General features: G+C 61.2%; 14 protein-coding genes. 6 read left to right on the forward strand and 8 right to left on the reverse strand.

Annotated features, from left to right (window positions below; all coding sequences use genetic code 11):
• Positions 1-2: 2 nt before the first annotated feature.
• The 5 genes from BLW03_RS00185 to BLW03_RS00205 all read left to right on the forward strand — a co-directional run bounded on the left by BLW03_RS00185 (position 3) and on the right by BLW03_RS00205 (position 5,889).
• Positions 3-539, forward strand: a complete 537-nt coding sequence (locus BLW03_RS00185) for a bifunctional nuclease family protein (protein ID WP_074651800.1) — start codon at positions 3-5, stop codon at positions 537-539.
• 100 nt (positions 540-639) lie between these two features.
• A complete protein-coding gene (deoC, locus tag BLW03_RS00190) occupies positions 640-1,389 on the forward strand; it encodes a deoxyribose-phosphate aldolase (protein ID WP_212733099.1) in 750 nt (249 codons plus the stop codon).
• Between the two features lie 36 nt (positions 1,390-1,425).
• Positions 1,426-3,450 carry a SpoIIE family protein phosphatase gene (locus BLW03_RS00195; RefSeq protein WP_074651801.1) on the forward strand — a complete coding sequence of 675 codons (2,025 nt, stop codon included), beginning with the start codon at positions 1,426-1,428 and terminating at the stop codon, positions 3,448-3,450.
• Between the two features lie 26 nt (positions 3,451-3,476).
• Positions 3,477-4,775, forward strand: a complete 1,299-nt coding sequence (gene aroA / locus BLW03_RS00200) for a 3-phosphoshikimate 1-carboxyvinyltransferase (protein ID WP_074651802.1) — start codon at positions 3,477-3,479, stop codon at positions 4,773-4,775.
• A gap of 10 nt (positions 4,776-4,785) precedes the next feature.
• Positions 4,786-5,889 (forward strand): glycosyltransferase family 4 protein, encoded by a 1,104-nt coding sequence (locus BLW03_RS00205; protein WP_074651803.1) that lies wholly within the window; start codon positions 4,786-4,788, stop codon positions 5,887-5,889.
• On the opposite strand, the gene BLW03_RS00210 is transcribed toward BLW03_RS00205, so the two are convergent.
• The 3 genes from BLW03_RS00210 to hpt form a co-directional block, all read right to left on the reverse strand.
• Positions 5,890-7,320 (reverse strand): UdgX family uracil-DNA binding protein, encoded by a 1,431-nt coding sequence (locus BLW03_RS00210; protein ID WP_074651804.1) that lies wholly within the window; start codon positions 7,318-7,320, stop codon positions 5,890-5,892. It lies immediately after the preceding gene.
• On the reverse strand, positions 7,317-8,579 hold the full coding sequence (locus tag BLW03_RS00215) for a putative DNA modification/repair radical SAM protein (protein ID WP_074651805.1): 1,263 nt from the start codon (positions 8,577-8,579) through the stop codon (positions 7,317-7,319). Before BLW03_RS00215 ends, BLW03_RS00210 begins: the two co-directional genes overlap by 4 nt.
• 192 nt (positions 8,580-8,771) lie before the next feature.
• A complete protein-coding gene (gene hpt / locus BLW03_RS00220; protein WP_074651806.1) occupies positions 8,772-9,329 on the reverse strand; it encodes a hypoxanthine phosphoribosyltransferase in 558 nt (185 codons plus the stop codon).
• 61 nt (positions 9,330-9,390) lie between these two features.
• On the opposite strand from hpt, the gene BLW03_RS00225 reads away from it, so the two are divergent.
• Entirely contained in the window at positions 9,391-10,227 is an 837-nt protein-coding gene (locus BLW03_RS00225; protein WP_074651807.1) for a prolipoprotein diacylglyceryl transferase, read from the forward strand.
• Here BLW03_RS00225 and BLW03_RS00230 read toward each other — a convergent pair.
• The 5 genes from BLW03_RS00230 to uvrA form a co-directional block, all read right to left on the reverse strand.
• Positions 10,224-10,850, reverse strand: coding sequence for a M48 family metalloprotease (locus BLW03_RS00230; protein WP_244502177.1), 627 nt, complete (start codon positions 10,848-10,850; stop codon positions 10,224-10,226). The two genes, BLW03_RS00225 and BLW03_RS00230, sit on opposite strands and share 4 nt — an antisense overlap.
• An 88-nt stretch (positions 10,851-10,938) precedes the next feature.
• On the reverse strand, positions 10,939-11,481 hold the full coding sequence (locus BLW03_RS00235; RefSeq protein ID WP_074651808.1) for a hypothetical protein: 543 nt from the start codon (positions 11,479-11,481) through the stop codon (positions 10,939-10,941).
• A gap of 18 nt (positions 11,482-11,499) precedes the next feature.
• Positions 11,500-12,006 carry a hypothetical protein gene (locus BLW03_RS00240; RefSeq protein ID WP_139285038.1) on the reverse strand — a complete coding sequence of 169 codons (507 nt, stop codon included), beginning with the start codon at positions 12,004-12,006 and terminating at the stop codon, positions 11,500-11,502.
• Between the two features lie 60 nt (positions 12,007-12,066).
• A complete protein-coding gene (locus tag BLW03_RS00245; RefSeq protein ID WP_139285039.1) occupies positions 12,067-13,392 on the reverse strand; it encodes a tetratricopeptide repeat protein in 1,326 nt (441 codons plus the stop codon).
• 5 nt (positions 13,393-13,397) lie between these two features.
• Complete coding sequence (gene uvrA / locus BLW03_RS00250) at positions 13,398-16,397, reverse strand: excinuclease ABC subunit UvrA (protein ID WP_074655668.1); 3,000 nt, start codon at positions 16,395-16,397, stop codon at positions 13,398-13,400.
• Between the last annotated feature and the right edge of the window lie 6 nt (positions 16,398-16,403).

Consider the following 16,403-nt stretch of genomic DNA (forward strand, 5'->3'; position numbering starts at 1 on the left):
CGATGACACGCCCTGCCCAACACGCGAAGGGAACCGCATCCCCCGAGGGAACCGGCGACGAGGTCGAGGTGCGCATTCGCGGCCTGATGATGGATCCCGTCACGAACATGCCCATGATCGTTCTGAAGGAGATGGCGGGAGAGGCAGTCCTGCCTATCTGGGTCGGCATCTTCGAGGCCAACGCGATTGCGCTTGAGATCGAGAAATCCGCTACACCCAGGCCCATGACCCATGATCTGCTGCGGAATACGCTTCGCGCCTTTGACGCAATCGTCTCGCGCGTGGTGATCAGTGACCTGAAGGACGATACGTTCTTCGCGGTGATCTGGTTGGATCGTGCCGGGGATGTGATGACGATGGATGCCCGACCCTCGGACGCGCTCGCGCTCGCCATGCGTGCTGACTGCCCGATTTTTGTCAGTCGCGCCGTGCTCGATACGGCGCGGATGAATCAGAAGGGCCGCGACGTCAACTCCGATGAGCTTCGCCGCTGGCTCGAGGGCCTGGGCGACGACGACATGGGCCGCTACAAGATGTAGTCAGGTCGTCACCTGACCCCAAACCTCTGTACCTGCAGGTTTCCTTCAACCGGCGCTATCATGAGCGTTGGGTCACCAAGACCCAGGGATGGGAAGCACCATGAAGGACGAGATCGCATTGGCCGCGGCCAATTTCTACCACCAGGCCATGAGCAGTCCGCGTGCGCTTGCCGCCACGCTGGATCACACGCTTTTGAAGGCGGACGCGACGCGTGCCCAGGTCCTGCACATCTGTTCAGAAGCTGCGGAGTATCGCTTCGCATGTGCCATGGTGAATCCTTTCTGGGTGTCGACGGCGGTTGCTGCACTGGCGGGGACTGATGTTCCGGTGGGTGTAGTCATTGGGTTCCCGCTGGGCGCTTCGCTGAACGAGTCGAAGGTGGACGAGGCAAAGCGTGTCATCGCCCTGGGCGCCCATGACGTGGACATGGTCATGAACATCGGTGCACTCAAGGGCGGCGAATACGACACGGTCGCGGAAGACATTCGTGGTGTCGTCGAGGTGGCGCATGGCCGCGGCGCTATCGTGAAGGTGATCCTAGAAACCGCCCTGCTGAACTTCGAAGAAAAGCTGCGTGCCAGCGAGATCGCCGTCACCGCGGGCGCTGACTTCATCAAGACGAGCACTGGCTTCTCCACCGGCGGCGCGACTGTGGACGATATTGCACAGATGCGTGGCGTCGCGGGTTCCCGATGCGGTGTGAAGGCTTCCGGCGGAATCCGATCCCTGGCAGATGCTCAGGCAATGCTGCGCGCGGGAGCGACACGGATCGGTGCCAGTGCCAGCGTCCGGATCGTCCAGGAACTGACCGGAGATGCCGATACTTCCAAGGCCGCATCAGGCTATTAAGCCACCAGACGAACGATATCTGCTACAAAGGCAGGCATGGACGCGATCGAGGAAAAGCCAAAGCGGAACGTGAAGCCACTGCGTGTGGCGTCGCGGTCCCGCGCCTCTGAGGCTTCCGAGGTGCGCCTCGGTCCGGGCGATGATGCCGCCGTCCTGTCCGACCAGTTCGAGGGTGACTATCGGCCAAGCCCCAACGCACAGCCGACCGTGCCGAGCGTTGAGATTCCGGGGCGCGAACTTGCAGCCAGCGGCGAAATGAACATTCCGCCCACGGAACCATCGCATCCTGAGAACCGTATCCGCGTCTCCAGTGAGCACGTCGACTTCCTGCTGAGACTGGCTGAGGCGCTGAACAATACGCTTGACCTGCAGACCTTGATGTTGCGTGTGGCGGAACTGGTACGCGCCGTCGTCGACTATCGTATCTTTGCCATTCTGCTGATCAACGACCGTACCCAGGAGCTGTGGATGCGCTTCCAGGTGGGCCACGCACCGGAGATCGAGCGCATGCGCGTGAAACTCGGCCGTGGTGTGGTCGGCCAGGCCGCGCAATTGCGGACCTCCATTCTGGTGGACGATGTACGACACCTGCCGCATTACATCAGCGCAAACCCGGCTGTGAGAAGCGAACTGGCGGTGCCGCTGATCGTCAAGAACCGGGTCATCGGCGTTATCGATCTTGAAAGTGAGCAGCTTGCTGCCTTCACCCAGGACCAGCGGCGCCTGCTGGAGTTGGTCGCGTCGCGCATGGCGGTGGCTATCGAGAATGCGAGGCTCTACACACGACTCTCGCGTCAGGCGCAGACGTTGACTGTGCTGAGTGAGATCAGCCGCGAGTTCACGGCAATTCTCGATCTGGACACGTTGCTTCAGCGTATTGGAGTGCTGCTGAAGCGTGTTGTCGATTTTCAGATGTTCACCGTGCTGTTGTGGAGTGAGAGCCGGCAGCAGTTTGTGCATCGTCTTTCCACTCGCTTTGGCGAGCGTGTGAACCGCGATCGCAATGCCGTGATGGGACAGGGCATCTTCGGCATCGCAGCGGAGCAAAAGGAGCCGATTCTTGTCGGTGATGTTCGCAAGGATGCGCGCTATCTAGGCGATAACACGGCACCCGGAGAGCGTGGGGCGGACACGCGCGAAGTGCGATCGATGCTGGCCGTGCCGCTGATGTACAAGGAGAGAGTCGTCGGCGTGATGGCGCTGGAACACACCCGCGTCAATTACTACAACGAAGACCATCAGCGAACGCTGACGACCCTTGCTGGACAGATCGCCATTGCAATCTCGAACGCGCGGCTCTATGAACGCATCTTCGAGGAAGAGCAGCGCATGGAGCGTGACCTGCAGATGGCGCGTGAAGTCCAGATGCGTCTGCTTCCGCCGCCGCCGAAGCCACTGCCGCACGCGGAGTTTGCTGCACGCTTTCTGCCGGCGCGCTCGATCGGTGGTGATGTCTACGACTTCATCCAGTACGGCGATAACTGCGTCGCCATTGCGGTAGGCGATGTCAGTGGAAAGGCAGCACCCGCTGCGCTCTATGCCGCCCTCGTCAGCGGCATCCTGCGTTCACTGGCGGCACAGCACCTGCCGCCCGCGGCGATGCTGGCTGCGCTGAATGATCAGTTGCAGGAGCGCAAGCTCGATTCGCAGTATGTGACCATGCTCTTCGCCGTATGGAACGACGACGCAGGCACGTTGAGCCTTGCCAACGCCGGTTCGGTACAGCCCATGCTTGTCTCCTGTGAGGGCGACCGAATGCGTGCGCGCGTCATTGAGGCGGAGGGCTTTCCACTGGGGCTGTTCCCCAACGCCGAGTATGAGGAGTTCACTATCTCCACGCGACCGGGCGATCTACTTGTCTTTTTCTCGGACGGCATCGTCGATGCCGAGAACAAGAATGAAGAGATGTTCGGGACGGAGCGCCTGAGTGAGGTGCTGGAGACGCTGACACAGCCCGATGCCGAGGCCGCTGTTGAGGCTGTGCTGGACGCTGTCGCGAAGTTCCAGGATGGCAAAGACCACTTCGACGATGAGACGTTGGTGGTTCTGCGCGTTCTTTGATCCATCCTTCGCTCTAGAATGGATGCATGTCTTCGAACTCCACAACACAGACCGTGCAGCCTGCGCGCACGGTGCGCGGCAGCGTTCGTCTGCCGGGTGATAAGAGCATCTCGCACCGCTACGCCATGCTCGCCGGCCTTGCCAAGGGAACTTCCCGTCTTGCGAATTTCTCCACCGGCGCCGACCCGCACAGCTCGCTCGCATGCATGGAGGCGCTCGGCGCCACGGTCGTGAAGCGTGACGACGGCGTCATTGAAGTCACCGGTGTCGCTGGCACATTCCAGCAGCCGACACGTGACCTGGATTGCGGCAACAGCGGATCTACCATGCGCATGCTTGCCGGCCTCGTCGCGTCGCATCCCGGGACATACACGTTTGTTGGCGATGCTTCGCTGACGAAGCGGCCGATGCAGCGCATCAAGGGACCGCTTGAGCAGATGGGCGCACGTATTGAGTTGACCGACGGTCACGCTCCCATGACTGTGCATGGCGGCCCGTTGAAGGCCATCGACTTCAGCACACCCATTGCATCCGCGCAGGTGAAGACTGCGGTCCTGTTTGCGGGTCTCGGCGCTGACGGTACGACCACGCTGCAGGAGGCGGTGCGCACGCGCGACCACTCTGAGCACGCCTTGCGTGCCTTTGGCGCGGAACTCGAGCGCGGCCGCGATAGCATCTCCATTCGTGGTGGGCAGGCATTGACGGCCATTGAAGCTACGGTACCGGGAGATCTTTCGTCAGCCGCCTTCTTCCTGTGTGCTGCGCTCCTGTTCCCGGACTCGCAACTGGTGCTCGATGACGTGGGCATGAACCCCTCGCGATCCACCTTGTTGGACGTGCTTACCGGCATGGGTCTGAAGATCACGGTGTTGAACCTTGAAGAAAAGCACGGCGAGATGATCGGCACGCTGCAGGTAAACGGTGCTGAGGTCCTCAAGGGTGCGGAGATCACCGGTACGCTCCCGGCTCTGATCATTGATGAACTGCCGGTGATTGCTGCCATCGCTCCGTATACGCGCGACGGTGTGACCATTCGCGATGCGAAGGAACTGCGCGTGAAGGAATCCGACCGGATCGCGCTGGTCGTGCAGAATCTGCGTGCCATGGGCGCTGAGGTCGAAGAGTTCGAGGACGGCATGCACGTTCCCGGTGGTCAGACGCTACGCGGTGGCGTGGTCGATTCCGCCGATGACCATCGCATTGCCATGGCTTTTGCCGTGGCAGCGCTGCGAGCCGAGGGTGAGACAGTGATCCACGGTGCCGAAGCCGCGGCAATTTCCTTCCCGGAGTTCTTCACGCTGCTGAACGAGATCGCCGGGCGTTAAGAAAGGTCCCATGGACACGCAGCGGCCTATCGAAATCTTCATACCGGAAGTGGAGGCGTTTGGCGGCGCCGAACGCAGCGACCTCGCACTTTCACGATGGCTCTATCAGCAAGGCATTGAGAACCGGGTGCTGACTTACGAGGATCGTGTTGGTCTGGCGAGATATGTCCAGCACCCTCTTGAGGTCATTCAATTGAGGCCCGAGCGTGGTGTGCGTGCCAAGGTTGCGGCGCTCAAAGCGCATTTCGCAGGGCAAAAACAGCAGTCGCGGTTGATTGTCTCTGGCTATCAACCCGCGCTGCACGCCACCCTTGCCGGCGCACGTGGCTTTCAATGCCTCATGCATGACACAGCTGCTCTGCTGGGAGACGCAGGTCATCGGTCGCTGAAGGGAAAGCTGCGGCTGGGGATCTCAAACGTCATTATTGGCGTCGGTCTTCGGTCAGGCGGCGCGACGGTCGTCACCAGTGAATTCCTGCAGGGTGAGTGTCGCAGTGACTTCTGGATCAAGGCAAAGATCGCGCGTATGGGAGGGCTGCCTGCAAATTCTGGCTTCCGCGAACGTCCGTTCGACGGCTCATTGAACTTGCTGTCTGTTTGCCGGATTGAAGCGAACAAGCGCATCGACTGGATGCTTGAAGCACTCGCAGTCCTGGAGAAGGAAGCGAGGCCTCTCTCCGCTAAGGCCGACTGGCGCCTGGACGTGGCGGGCAAAGGATCGTTGATTGAGTCACTGCAAAAACAAGCGCAGCAACTGGGCATCGCAGATCGTGTGCGCTTCCTGGGATTTGTCTCTGATGAAGATCTGCAGTCGTTGATGCACGAAGCGCATTTGTTCCTGATGCCGGCCGTGCAGGGCTTTGGTATACCTGCGGTTGAGGCGCTTCAGACGGGAATCCCGGTTTTGCTGCATCGCGAGAGTGGTGTGAGTGACATCCTGCGCGCTACGCCGTGGGCGACCGTCTTTGAAGGTGGACCGGAGGCGATGGTGCCTGCGTTGCGAGTGGCCATCGATAATCTCATCGAAGGCAAGCACATCGGAACGCCACTGCCACCTATCTCCACAGAAGACGAGTGGGCCGCCAAGGTGGCAGGGTTTTGCGGTTGGTGCTGACTACCCCGCAGCGAGCGCCAGCCTGTTCGCTGCAATCAAGTCGTCACGAAGGTGCTTATAGAGTTCCTCGCGCGTTGGTTCGTCGCGTGCGCGAAGGATGGCGGATGGATGGAAGGTCGCCATCACCTGCTCGGCGAAGGGCGTAGACAAAATCTTTCCGCGATCTCGCATGAGAGAGAAGGTTCCGCCCAGCAGAGATTTCGATGCAGACGCTCCGAGGCAGAGAACGATCTTCGGCTTCAACGCATCCAGTTCCGCCAGCAGCCAGGGTTTGCATGCGACGATCTCGCTCATCCGCGGATTCTGGTGCAGGCGCAGCTTGCCGCGCTGCACAAATTTGAAGTGCTTCACGGCATTGGTCATGTAGACATCGGCGTCGTGGATGCCGGCCTCTGCGAGCGCGCGGCGCAGTACACCGCCCGCCGGTCCCACGAAGGGTTCCCCCTGCTTGTCTTCCTGGTCGCCCGGCTGTTCACCCACCAAAACCAGCGATGCATGCAGGCTCCCACGACCTGGCACCACCTGTGTCGCGTGGCAGTACAGGTCGCAACCTTTGCACGAAGGGAGCGCAGCATTGATCGCTTTGAGCGTGTGTGAGGCAGGGACGAAGGGCGCGGCACTTGGCCTGCCGCTCTGCAGCGCCACCATGCCTTCCACACGTTTCGCTGCGGTCGCCATGAGATTGGGAAGCAGGTCGACCTCTGGCAGGTTGCCCCAGTAACGCACCGGCATGTGGCTGCGCATCGCGTCAGGATTCAGCCGCGCCGGATTGAAGATGTTGGCGTAATAACTTTTCCAGAGCTCTTCCAGTTCGTCTACCGCAGGCGCTTGGTCGCGCGTCACGGCGGGGCCGTACTGCAACTGCTTCGTTGCAGGCTCCCAGGATACGGATCCGTCAGGCGTCAGGATTGACCAGCGCATGACCGCAAAGCGTTCGGCGAAGAACGGTGCCGCGAGTTCGAGGATGCGATGCTGCGGTTCGTACCAGGCGATGAAGTGTTCTTCACCGTCCTGCTGCACGTTGCGGAAGCGGACGAAGGCGTGCATCTTGTGCTCATCGCGACGCACCTGCTGCTCCAGGCGCAGCAATTCGTTCACATCGCGATCCACCTCGACCTTCAGCAGATCGCGGTTGGATTGCAAGCGCCACAGCAGACGGTAGAGCAGGTTCCAACGTTGCGCGTCTCGATGATAGGAGGCGATCTGAGCCTTCTGCAGGAAGGCCTTCGGAACATGCGGTGCCTTGGCTTCGGTGCTGATCTCAAGAGGCAAAGAAGCGCTCTGGAAGAGATCGCTGGATGAGGGGACCGTCGCATCCTCGAAGTCGACATCATCGGGCGCCAAGCCCTGGGAGAGCGCTGCACGCGCAACGTCTCGCCACGCGTTGAAGTCTGGTTCGACGCGGACACGCCTCGTTGTCGAGGCGATCACAGAGCGCCCCAGAGAGCACTACGGCCTGCTTCTTCGAACAAGCCCATCTGTTGTGCAGCAGGCTTTGTCACCACCGCTGGCGGCGCTACGAGTCCCGCAGCATCGGGAGGTGCAGGGAAATGGTCGGCGGCAATGAGATAGTTCGTCGCATCCTTCAGACGAACATGAAGTTTGCGAAGATCTTCGATGCCCAGGCGATGGTAGCGGCGAATGCTAAGGATGCGATCAACGTTGCGATAGCCAAGTCCGGGGACGCGCAGCAGCGTCTCGCGCGGTGCAGCGTTGACGTCAACGGGGAAAAACTCCGGATGACGGCGCGCCCAGCCGAGCTTCGGATCGATGGCCAGATCAAGCTCGGGCTCTTTCTCTGTGGTGATCTCATCCGCAGCGAAGCCATAGTGCCGCATCAGCCAATCGGCCTGATACAGGCGATGCTCGCGGATCATGGGCGATGCCTTCAGCGGCAGCCGCGTGTCCGCCTCGGGGTAGGGCGAAAAGCCCGTGTAGTAAACCCGGCGCAGCTTATAGCTGTTGTAGAGGCCGCTCGCGCGCGTGATGATCTCACGATCGGTCGAAGGCGTGGCACCGATCACCATTTGCGTACTCTGACCGGCGGGGGCAAACTTCGGCGCCGACTGGAAGCGTGTGCGGTCCTCGTCGGCCTCCTGCTTACGCTCATGGATCTGAGTCATCGTGGTCTCGATAACGGCCGATTTCTTTTCCGGTGCGAGCTGAACAAGATCCTGCTGGGTCGGCAGTTCGATGTTCGCAGAGAGACGGTCCGCGTAGAGACCCGCCTCGTCAAGCAAGCGCTGCGCACAGCCAGGGATAGCCTTGATGTGGATATATCCGCCGAAGTGATGCACGGTTCGCAGGGTCTTTGCGACTGCAATCAGCTGCTCCATCGTGTAATCCGGTGACTGGATGATGCCGGATGACAGGAACAGTCCTTCGATGTAGTTGCGTTTGTAGAAGTCGAGCGTGAGCGTGACAATCTCGTCTGGCGTGAATCGTGCGCGGCGTATGTCGCTGCTGACGCGATTGACGCAAAAGACGCAGTCGTAAGTACAGAAGTTGGTGAGCAGCAGTTTCAGCAGACTGACGCAGCGGCCGTCCGGTGTGTAGCTGTGACAGATACCGTTGCCGTCGGAGTGGCCGACGCCCTGACCGTTGCCTGCCCGCTTCGCGCCCGAGGACGCGCAGGAGGCATCGTACTTCGCCGCATCGGCAAGGATCTCGAGCTTCTGCTGTACGGTCATCGACACATACCTATCCTAGCGAATAGGAAGCGAAGACTTTTGACGGAGTTGCGTGACGTGAAGCGGGTTGGAGTTGGTGTTTACGCCACGCATCCGGGTCTGCCTGCTAAACGTCGGTCCAAACAGCAAGGCGGATACGAGAGATTCGCATCCGCTTTGCTTTCTCCAAGCTTCGAATTTGTGACGGACGGACTACGCCTTGTCCTCCGGGAACAGCCGGATATCCGCGACATTACGGTACTTCTCTGCATAGTCCATCCCGTAGCCGATGACGAAGCGATTCGGAATGCTGAAGCACACATAGTCGGCTTCGATGGGCACCAGACGACGCTCCGGCTTATCGAGGCATGTGGCGATCTTGAGCGAGGCAGGCTTGTGCTGGAGCATCAGTTTGCGCAGGTAGCTGAGTGTTAGTCCCGTGTCCAGAATGTCTTCGACGACGATGACATGCTTGCCTTCAATGGGTACGTCGAGATCCTTGATGAGCTTGACCGCGCCACTGCTGGTCTTGCCCTTGCCGTAGCTGGAGACCGCGACGAAGTCGAAGGTGTTATCGACCTCAATGGCTCGCGCAAGGTCTGCAAGGAAGATGGCCGCACCCTTGAGTACGCCCACCAGGACGATGCTCTCGCCTTTGTAGTCCTCGCTGATCTGCTTGCCGATGGCGAGGACACGTTCGCGTATCTGCTCAACGGAGAAGAGAACTTCGCAGGTGGACGCGGGGACGAAGGGCAGCGTGGGAGTCGGCATGCTCCTTAGCCTATCGCGGACGGTGCCTGCTGCAAAACGACCGGTATACTGGAAGGACGCAATGTTTCCGTATCTGCACCTCGGCTCGCTCTCGCTCGGTACCTTCGGCATCCTGATGTGGCTGGCGGCGGTGACCTCGGCTTACGTTCTGCATCGCGCGTTTGTACGGGCAGGTGTCTCGGCGGACGCAATCGTCGTCGTCTCGACGGTCATGATCGCAGGCGTCGTCGGCGCCAAGCTGTGGCACGAATTGCAGCACCCCATGCAGCTTCGTCTGGCAATGCAGGAAGTGGTTTTGCCCGGCTGGTCGAAGCCGCTTGAGGTCGCCACGCGTTTCTTCCACTGGTTTCAGGCTGGGTTCGCGTGGTTCGGAGGCTTGCTCTTCGGCATCGGCGCACTCATGTGGCAGGGACGCACGCACAAGATCGGTGCGGTTCGCATGCTGGATCTTGCTGCCCCTGCTGCCGCTATCGGTTATGGCGTGGGACGCATCGGCTGCCTGACCTCGGGAGACGGAGATTATGGCCTCGCGACAACGTTGCCGTGGGGCATTCACATTCACGACGACGCGCTCGATCCGCCGCAGCCCAACCCTCCAGGCCTGCTGGTGCAACCAACGCCTATCTACGAGCTGCTGTTTTCCCTGGCACTCGGCTGGTACCTTTGGGTGCGTGGTCGCAAGGGAGATCTACCCATCGGTCAACTCACGGGTGAGTACCTGGTGCTGAGTGGTGTTGGTCGTTTCCTGGTCGAACTGGTGCGCCGCAACGAACGTCTCTACCTGGGTATGAGCAATGCGCAGGTGGCTTCGCTGGGCACCGTCCTGGTAGGTGCGCTCATCATCGCCATCTCACGCAGCCGCCGGGAACACCCCGCTGTGGTCGAGCAGACTGCCTAAAGCTTTCGCAGAAAAGCCTTTGCCTCTTCAAACTCCGGAAAGAGCTTCTCCTCGGCCTGAAACTCGCGCGAGTGGATGCAGCGGCGACCGGTGCGGGCCCGTACTACCGGGTGCTTCAGGTGCAGCATCTCGTGGTACATCAGGTACTCGATGGCGAAGCGTGGAACGTGTGCCGCGTCAAAGACACGGCTGACCACTATCGTGTTGTGCGCGGCGTCGTAGTGCCCCAGCATCCGGCGGGCGTGGTGGCCGCTCCAGGTGAGAATCGGCCGCCCAAGCAGACCGTGGAAGAAGCGGCGATTGACCGCTTCAAAGACCTCATCCAGATCGTAGAAGTGGCCGATGGCGGTGTGAATCTGCTTCCGGCCGCGCGTCTGGCGAGTCTGCTCCGCCTGCCGGCTGACCGCTTCGGACGAGGTGTAGCGGCGGTAACGATCGGAGTGTGAGGCGGCGATCGGTTTGCGATAGAGCTTCGCAATCAGGATGTGAGCGATAGCCTCCAGAACGGACTGCGGAGCGGACTGCAGCAGGTCAGACAGGCTTACCAGCAGTTTTCCTTCACGCAGACGGATGGTCGTGTTGAGCGAGACGAAACGCCGGAAGCGGATGTCGAATGGCGGCATGGGCGCGCGCGGCCGCAGGTCGCGATAGGCAATTTCAAAGGTTCGCTGCAGTTCCGGGGAGCTCACTGCCCATAGTTTACGGCCCGCACTACTCGTTGGGAATCAGGCCGACTCCACCTGGGTTCGCAGTCTTGCTGGGAGGATGCGCCTTAAAGTAAGCGACCTGCGCGGGCAACATCTCCGTCGCCTGTGCCTTCACATCCGCGACTGCCTCCAGCGCCAGTCTGCGGACGATGTTGTAACTGTCATCGTCGGGCGGCTGTTTCAGTACGCTTTCCCAACGCATGGTAGCGTCGATCAGCTTCGGCAACGGCTTGCGCAGGTCGCGATGTGCACCGTCGTACTCTTCCAGGTTGTCTTCGAATTCATCGACCAGTCCCGCGATCTCATCCATGCTTTCGCGAAGATCATCGCGTCGGCCCTGCGCGCGTTTGTCCCCAAGGATGGCCTGAATACGCTTGATGCGTGTCTCGATAATCCCCTGGTAGACGGCGACGCGAGCCGCCGGATCGGCCGCAGCGTCGCGCACATCCTCTTCTTCCTTCTCAGACAGGGCGGTGGAATGCCGCTGCGCAGCAGCGTGGGACAGGCAGAGGCAAACCGAAAGAATGAGGCAGGGAAGGCGGCGCACGGTTGTTTTACCTGACGGCTATTTCGCGAAGACCGCGCTTAAAAGAGCAGTCTGTGCCTGGTCCAAGCGCTTCAGAGCGTTTTGCACCATGGGTTTCATGTCTCCAGAGGCGCTGCGCACCAGGTCCGTCAGCCGGCGATTGGTCGTGTGCAACAGCATCTCCGTCTTCTTCAGTCCCTTGCTGTCGCGTTGCAGACCGCTTTCCAGCTGCGCGGTGCAGGCCTCAAACTGGTGCAGAGTGATTTCCGCTTTCTCTTCCTCGCCTTCGGTAATCTCTTTGGTCACGAGCAGGCTTATCTTGTCGGCCAGGTCTGCGTACATCTGCACCTGCTCGCGCGGGGACGCCTGCTGCGCGCGCAATTGCAGCGACGCGATCATCGCAGAGTCGACCAGACCGACGTTGTCCGCGGCTCGCGCAGTCATGGGCAGCGCCATCATGGCGCCACAGCACGCGGCGGTGCGCAGATGCGCGGGAAGGTTATGGGGTAGACGAAGAAGCCGATGCGACAGAACAGGAACCTGCATTGCACACCTCCCCGGAACGGGGATCTGGAACCGTGGCTTACATGGTTTGGCGGTGTAACTTTACCTCGCCCGATCAAGAATCTGCAGCCGTTGTTTCGCCTGCCACTCTTGGTCAGGAAGGCTACCACCAGACTGTTGCAAAAACAAGTGGTATTGCTCCTGGGCTGCTTTGGTGTGGTGCAGGGCGTCGTGCGCCGACGCAGCAAGGAAGACGTACGCCGCCTGGGAGGGCAGCACCGCGTTGCGCGTCGCCAAAGCTGCCAGTACGGTTTCGTAGTCCTTGTTTGAGGACGCGGCAAATGCCAGCTCGCCAGCTGCCTGGGCCATTGCCTCCCGGTTTGGGAAGCGGTCAGGATGAGCGAGCGCCCTCTGCAGCAGGGGCTCAGCTTCTGGCGAACGCCTCAGCCGGATCAGTGCGTCCGACGCTCCGGAAAGAAGTGTGACATCGTCTGGATCTGACTTCAGCAGACTTTCGTACAGGGTATAAGCTTTGTCTGGCTCGCCGGCCGTAGTGAACGCTCGAGCCAGCAACTGCGCGATGGCTGCGTTGCCAGGTTCCGCGGAGTGCAGCTGTGTCAGGGATGGCAGCGCCGCTTCTGTCTGCCCGTTCAGCAACTGCTCGGAGGCCAGTTCCGCAAGCAGCACGTGGTTCTGAGGATGACTCTGGAGCGCGGCCTTCAGCACTGTCTCGGCTACGACAGGCTGCTTGCGTCGGCTGAGAACACGTGCGTAACCCACGGCGACATCAATATCTGCAGGATTGAGTTCCGATGCGTGTGCGTAGGCTTTTTCAGTCGCAGCGTCGTTGTGTTGCGACTCCGCGAGCTCTGCCGCCATCGCGGCGTCATCCGGTGTTTCAGGGGAGAGCTTCAGCGCTTCCACCAGGTCGGGAATAGCCTGCGCGGGGTCGCTGAAGTGAATCTGTGCGAGGGCGCGGTATGCCCGGGCTTGTAGTTCCTTGTCCGCCCCGGGAATCTGGGTCGCTGCCGTCAGCTGCTCTTCCGCATCCTTCACATTGCCGGTGCGGGCAAGCAGCAGTCCCAATGAGACGCGGGCAGGAACATCCTCCGGTTTCAGGCTGACGGCATTGCGATATGCCGCTGCTGCCTCTTTGTCGTTGTTCAGGGCGTCCTGCGCAAACGCCAGATCGTAGAAAACGCGCTCATTTTTTTGCGTCGGCTTTGCGAGTGGTCTCAGCAGTGCGACAGCGTCTGCATACTTGCCCGCACCGATACTCTCTTCCGCGGCCTGCACTGCGGCACTCTCAGCAGTCGGCGCTACTGGCTGTTTACTGTCGGGCACGGGCGAGGTTGTGCCCGGCGGCATCTGTATCTGGGCGTGTGCCGTTGCGGCGACGATGAACGCGAGAGCGAGACTTAGCTTCACAGTGCTCACTCGAGTACCGGAGCAAGCCACTGGCCGGTGTACGAGCCCGGGACCTTTGCGATCTCTTCCGGCGTACCCACGGCGACGACCTGCCCACCCGCTGCGCCACCCTCGGGTCCCATGTCGATGACCCAGTCGGCGCACTTGATGATGTCCATGTTGTGCTCGATGACGAGGAGGGAACCGCCGCCTTCGATGAGTTTGCGGAAGGCCTGCAGCAGCGTTGCGACGTCGGCGAAGTGCAGGCCGGTCGTGGGTTCATCAAGGATGTAAAGGACACGGCTGGCGGCCTTCTTGGTCTCGCCGCCGCGCGTGCCGGTGCGGATGTTCGCGAGGTGCGACGCCAGCTTGACGCGCTGCGCTTCGCCGCCGCTGAGTGTCGTTGCGGACTGGCCGAGGCGCACGTAGCCAAGACCGACTTCGTCGAGCACCTGCAGGCGCTCGACGATCTTCGGGTTGCCGGCGAAGTAGTGGACGGCATCCTTCACCGTCATGTTCAGGACGTCGTGGATGTTCTTGTTCTTGTACTTCACATCGAGGATGCCGGGCTTGTAGCGCGAGCCGCCGCACTCCTCGCAGGGCAGTTCGATGTCGGCGAGGAACTGCATCTCGACCGTGACGGTGCCGTCGCCTTCGCAGGTATCGCAGCGGCCGCCGGGTACGTTGAAGCTGAAGCTGCCGCCCGTGTAGTTCTTGCGGCGCGAGTCCGGTTGCGCTGCGAAGAGCTCGCGGATGGCGTCGAAAGCCTTGATGTACGTGACGGGATTCGAGCGTGGTGTGCGGCCGATAGGGGACTGGTCGACGAGCACGACTTCGCGCAGGAAGTGTGTGCCGGTCAGTTCGCGATAGAGCTGCGTGACATCGCCGCTGGCGCCTTCGACTCCGAGTGCATGCTGCAGCGCGCGATGGAGTACCTGGTGCACGATGGTGCTCTTGCCACTGCCGCTGACGCCGGTGACGACGGTTAACATGCCTAACGGAATCTCAAGGTCGACGCCACGCAGGTTGTGAATGCGCGCGCCCTTCAGCTTCAGGAGCTCGCGGGTTGGTTCGCGCCGTTCCTGCGGCACGGGGATGCGTGTGCGACCCGAGAGGTACTTGCCGGTGATGGACTTGGGATCGTTCTTGACCTGTTCCACTGTGCCGATGGCAAGCAATTCGCCGCCGAGTTCACCGGCGCCGGGACCGAGATCAACCAGGCGATCCGCCGCGAGGATCACGTCTGGATCATGCTCGACGACGAGCACGGTGTTCCCGAGATCACGCAACTCATGCATGATCTTGATCAGCTTTGCGGTGTCGCGGGAGTGCAGGCCGATGGATGGCTCGTCGAGGACATAGAGCGCGCCGACGAGTCGTGAGCCCAGTGACGAGGCGAGCTGGATACGCTGTGATTCGCCGCCACTGAGTGTGGAGGAGAGGCGGTCGAGTGTGAGGTACTCCAGGCCAACCTGTTCGAGGAAGCCGATGCGCTGGCGTACCTCTTCGAGGATCTTGCCGGCGATCTCTGTCTGCGCGGGTGAGAGCTCCAGACCTTCAAAGAAGATGCGTGCGCCGGTGATGGTGAGCGCAGCGGCCTCGCAGATGTTCTTGTCGTTCAGCAGCACGGCGCGGGCTTCCGCGCGTAGACGCTGGCCGCGGCAGTCCGGGCACGGGGCGTAGCCGCGGTACTTCGAGAGGAAGACGCGGACGTGCAGTTTGTACTTCTTCGAGTCGAGCGAACGGAAGAAGCCGCGGATGCCGATGAAGCCACTGCCTCCGTCCCAGATGGCGTTCTGCTGTGCGGGCGTCAGGTCGTACCAAGCGGTCTTCGTGGGGATGCTGCTCGCAGTAGCGAAGCGCTTCATCATGCCGTGGAACTCGCGGTACTTGGGCTTGGTCCATGGATCGATGGCGCCGTCGTCCAGCGACTTTCCCTTGTCCGGGATGATGAGGTCTGGATCGAAGTCGATGGTGTTGCCGAAGCCCTGGCAGCGCGGGCAGGCGCCAAAGGGATTGTTGAAGCTGAAGAGGCGCGGCTCCGGATCGCGGTAGGCGCGGTGGCAGTTGGTGCACTCGAAGGCGGAGGAGAAGCGGATGCGCTGCGGCTCGGAGCCGTCGCGAGGCGCGGTAAGGAAGACGATCTCGCCGCTTTCGCGATAACCGGTTTCGATGGCGTCGACGATGCGTGCGCGTACTTCCGCACTGACGGCGAGGCGGTCGGCAAGGACGTAGATCGGTTCGGAGAAGTTCAGCTCCAGCAGCGATTCCGGCGTGGAGAACTCAACGATGTTGCCGTTCTGGAAGAGGCGGTTGTAGCCACGACGCCGAAGTTCCACCAGGCGCTCGCGCATCGGGTCCGAAGGGTCGCTGACGGGCGCGGCTTCGACTGCCTTGACTTTCCTTGTGGAGAGCTTCTTCGGCTTGGCCGCAGGCTTCGCGGGTGCTTCTTCCACGGGCAGGGCGAAGTCCTGCATGGGCTCCAGCACGATGGGCCGGCGCTCGATAGGGAAGAGCGCGAAGAGGCGTGTGTCATCGCCGAGTGCGAGGATGCTGGCGGCGATCTCATCGACGGTGTCGCGCTTGACGATGCCGCCGCAGTGCAGGCAGGTGACGGTACCGCAGCGTGCGTACAGCAGCCGCATGTAGTCGTAAATTTCGGTGGCTGTGGCGACAGTGGAGCGCGGATTGCGCGTCTGGTTCTTCTGCTTGATCGCGATGGCCGGCGCAAGGCCGTCCATGTGATCGACGTCCGGCTTCTCGATGCGCTCGAGGAACTGCCGCGCGTAGGCGGAGAGCGATTCGACGTAACGACGTTGGCCCTCCGCGTAGACGGTATCGAAGGCGAGCGAAGACTTGCCGGAACCCGATACACCGCTGACGACAGTCAGCATGTTGTGCGGGATATCGACGTCGATGCCCTTGAGGTTATGGGTGCGCGCACCGCGGATGACGATGTTCTCGTTGGGCGAAACAGTCTTCAGTGCCGCCTTGCTGCTTTGCAACGGAACGTCACTCGGCACCATCACTGC

It is taken from the genome of Terriglobus roseus (assembly GCF_900105625.1).
Lineage (GTDB): Bacteria > Acidobacteriota > Terriglobia > Terriglobales > Acidobacteriaceae > Terriglobus > Terriglobus roseus_B.